The organism is Candidatus Synechococcus spongiarum, assembly GCF_900047545.1.
Classification (GTDB): Bacteria; Cyanobacteriota; Cyanobacteriia; order PCC-6307; family Cyanobiaceae; genus Synechococcus_B; species Synechococcus_B spongiarum_C.
This window is the reverse complement of the sequence record NZ_FITM01000179.1, coordinates 1-2,445: the sequence shown is the minus strand read 5'-3', so window position 1 is coordinate 2,445 and position 2,445 is coordinate 1. Positions and strand designations below refer to the sequence as shown.

Genomic DNA, 2,445 nt, shown 5'->3' with positions numbered 1-2,445 from the left:
TAGAACGGTTGGAGCAATTCCTCCAACTCTTCCCAAGGCACTACCTCCTCCATCACTGACAAAAATCTTTCACGCTTGCTCTCTCTTCACTATGCTCCGCTCAAAATAGCTGAAGCCAAGTTGACAGTCTTTGTTGATGGAGCTCCAAGATTGCTCCCTTCATTATGATACATCCTCTCCCCATTTCCCAGGTTTCCCTTAGGTCCATCACCACGAAGCCTTGATGTTGCCCATGGAAACGGTCCATAGCCTACAAATTGGTGTTGCACTGCTGTCCTCAGTGGCTGACCAGCATGTCCGAGCTTGATTTTGATGGTGTCGTCTCGCGCCGAACCGTGCCTCTGGGAGGCGCAGCGTTCGGGGTAGCCGCCTTTGCCGATGCGGCGCTGCCCGCCAAGGCCAAGGCGAGCGCCATGGCGTTTGAGCCCGTCAGCGCCAACCAGGAGGACACCGTCACCCTGCCCGATGGATTCACCTGGCACGTGGTGGCCTCCTGGGGAGATCCCCTGTGGTCCAGCAGCAACGCCTTTGATCCGGCCTCCCGGGGAATGGCGGAATCCCAGGCCATGGCCTTTGGAGACAACAACGACGGCATGGGTTGTTTTGCCGTCAGCAATCGCACCGTGTTGGTTGTCAATAACGAATATGCAAATCACAAGATCATTTGGGGTAATCGCATATCAGAAAGTTATGAGACTGACGATGACGTGCGCAAGGGATGAATGCCCACGGGGTCAGCGTGATGGAAATCCGCCGCGGTGCCCAGGGCTGGCGAGTGGTGAACGATTTCCCTTTGAATCGCCGCATTACCCTGCAGTCCCCCATGGACATCACCGGTCCCGGCCGTGGCCATGACCTGCTCAAAACCCAGGCGGATCCCCAGGCTGTGGTGGCCCTGGGCACCTTCAACAACTGCGGCAACGGCCGTACCCCCTGGGGCACCTACCTCACCTGTGAGGAAAACTTCCACATCTATTTTCATAGCCCCTCCAACCCGGACTGGACACCCCAGCCACGCCCTGAAACGTTACGGCTTCAAGGCCGGCAACGACCGCTATGGCTGGGCCACGGTGGCGGAGCGTTTTGATCCGGCCCTAGAACCCAACGAACCCAACCGCCATGGCTACATCGTGGAGATTGACCCGGCCAATTCCGTGTCCCGCCCCCGCAAACACACCGCCCTGGGGCGTTTCAAGCACGAGAATTGCGAGATGGTGATGGCCCGTGACGGGCATATCGTGGCCTATGTGGGGGATGACGAGCGGGAGAAACACCTGTACAAGTTTGTCTCCAGCGGCACCTACCGCCCCGTTATGGACAACCCCTCCCGGCTGCTGGAGGACGGCATCCTCCATGCTGCCCGCTTCGACGACGGCGGCACCGGTGTGTGGCTGGCGCTGACACCAGACGCGACCGGTATGGACAAGGCAGAAATCTGCATCAACACCCGCCTGGCGGCAACGGCCGCAGGGGCCACCACCATGGATCGGCCCGAGTGGGTGGCGGCCAATCCCCAAGTTGCCGAAGCCTATTGCTGCCTCACCAACAACAAAGACCGGGGCAAAAGCGGTCAGCCGGTGAACGGGGTCAACTCCAGGCCCAATAACCAGTATGGACAAATCGTCCGTTGGATCTCCGCCCGGGGCAATCACGCCAGCCGGAACTTCAAATGGGGTCTTTTTGTCATGGTGGGCAACCCCAACGTCCATCAGGACGCCTATGCCGGCTCCAGCAACATCACCTCAGATAATATGTTCAACTCTCCCGATGGTTTGACCTTCGACAGCCAGGGACGGCTGTGGATTCAAACGGACGGCAACTACAGCAACACCGGTGATTTTTCCGAGATGGGCAACAACCAGATGATGCTGGCAGATGCCGGAACCAGCGCCATCTGCCGCTTCCTGGTGGGTCCCAAGGAATGCGAGGTGACCGGCGTCACCTGGAGCCCGGACCACAAAACTATGTTTGTGGGCATCCAGCATCCTGGAGAGCGCCATCCCCACACCTGCCATTTCCCAGGTGACGGCGCCAGCGTCCCCCGCTCCAGCGTGATCGCCATTGAAAAAGCCGGTTGGCTGGGGCTGGGCCGGGCGGTCGTGGGCTGACCGTCAAGGGGACCTGACGCCCGACTCCAGGTAGGTGCTCTGCCTCAGGCTCTCCTCCACGTGGGTCATGAGCCGGTGTGCATCGGGGATGGTGAGATTGCCTGCCGCAATGGCGGCCTCACTGTCCCGTCTCAGGCGCTCCATAAGACTCTGGGGATCATGGTCCAGGGCCGTGAGCACGTCGGACGTGGTGTCGCCCCGCGCCACCTGCTCCACCCGGTAGCCTCCCTGGGGCGCCAAGCGGATATGCACTGCATTGGTGCGGCCAAACAGGTTATGGAGATTGCCCATGATTTCCTGATAGGCCCCACCCAGAAACAGGCCCACCCAGTAGGGG

Annotated in this window: 3 protein-coding genes and 1 pseudogene; 3 read left to right on the top strand and 1 reads right to left on the bottom strand. The window is 60.0% G+C overall.

Annotation, left to right across the window (positions count from 1 at the left end):
- Positions 1–293: 293 nt before the first annotated feature.
- Genes FLM9_RS07895 through FLM9_RS07755 form a run of 3 tightly spaced genes read left to right on the top strand, consistent with a single transcriptional unit; the run spans position 294 to position 2,108 of the window.
- Complete coding sequence (locus FLM9_RS07895) at positions 294–722, top strand: alkaline phosphatase PhoX (RefSeq protein WP_143324657.1); 429 nt, start codon at positions 294–296, stop codon at positions 720–722.
- On the top strand, positions 719–1,087 hold the full coding sequence (locus FLM9_RS08430; RefSeq protein ID WP_074458010.1) for an alkaline phosphatase PhoX: 369 nt from the start codon (positions 719–721) through the stop codon (positions 1,085–1,087). The genes FLM9_RS07895 and FLM9_RS08430 overlap by 4 nt, the downstream gene beginning before the upstream one ends.
- On the top strand, positions 1,071–2,108 hold the full coding sequence (locus FLM9_RS07755; RefSeq protein ID WP_218969760.1) for a PhoX family protein: 1,038 nt from the start codon (positions 1,071–1,073) through the stop codon (positions 2,106–2,108). Before FLM9_RS08430 ends, FLM9_RS07755 begins: the two co-directional genes overlap by 17 nt.
- Positions 2,109–2,111: 3 nt before the next feature.
- Here the strand turns inward: FLM9_RS07755 and FLM9_RS07625 are convergent.
- Positions 2,112–2,445: pseudogene (locus tag FLM9_RS07625) on the bottom strand (biosynthetic arginine decarboxylase); the annotation flags it as partial.

Excerpts from the sequence above, each read along its gene's own strand:
- FLM9_RS08430 (WP_074458010.1), top strand. The coding sequence starts at position 719 with ATGAATGCCCACGGGGTCAGCGTGATGGAAATCCGCCGCGGTGCCCAG.
- FLM9_RS07895 (WP_143324657.1), top strand. The coding sequence starts at position 294 with ATGTCCGAGCTTGATTTTGATGGTGTCGTCTCGCGCCGAACCGTGCCT.